The sequence below is a fragment of the Acinetobacter sp. Colony158 genome (assembly GCF_019264745.1).
GTDB lineage: Bacteria > Pseudomonadota > Gammaproteobacteria > Pseudomonadales > Moraxellaceae > Acinetobacter > Acinetobacter ursingii.
The window spans coordinates 2,113,477-2,113,726 of the sequence record NZ_CP078523.1 but is presented as its reverse complement, the minus strand read 5'-3'; the positions used below and the strand labels follow the sequence as shown (position 1 = coordinate 2,113,726).

Sequence of the window (250 nt, the reverse complement as noted above, 5' to 3'; positions counted from 1 at the left end):
ATACGTATTGAATATATTCAACCAGGCAAGCCACAACAAAATGCTTATATCGAACGATTCAATCGTACAAAGCGTTATAGTTGGGTGAGCAAACATTTGTTCGATACATTGGAGCAAGTACAAGATTATGCAACACAGTGGTTGTGGCACTACAATCATGAACGACCACATCAAGCTAACGGAGGCAAACCACCTTTGATGGCTGCTTAACCTCTACTTTTAAATTCAGTTATTTATGGGAGGATTACCC

Annotated in this window: 1 protein-coding gene; it reads left to right on the top strand. The window is 39.6% G+C overall.

The window, feature by feature from the left end:
* The coding region (locus JR005_RS14785; RefSeq protein ID WP_228731672.1) for an integrase core domain-containing protein at window positions 1-210 on the top strand (210 nt) is incomplete at its 5' end.
* Between the last annotated feature and the right edge of the window lie 40 nt (window positions 211-250).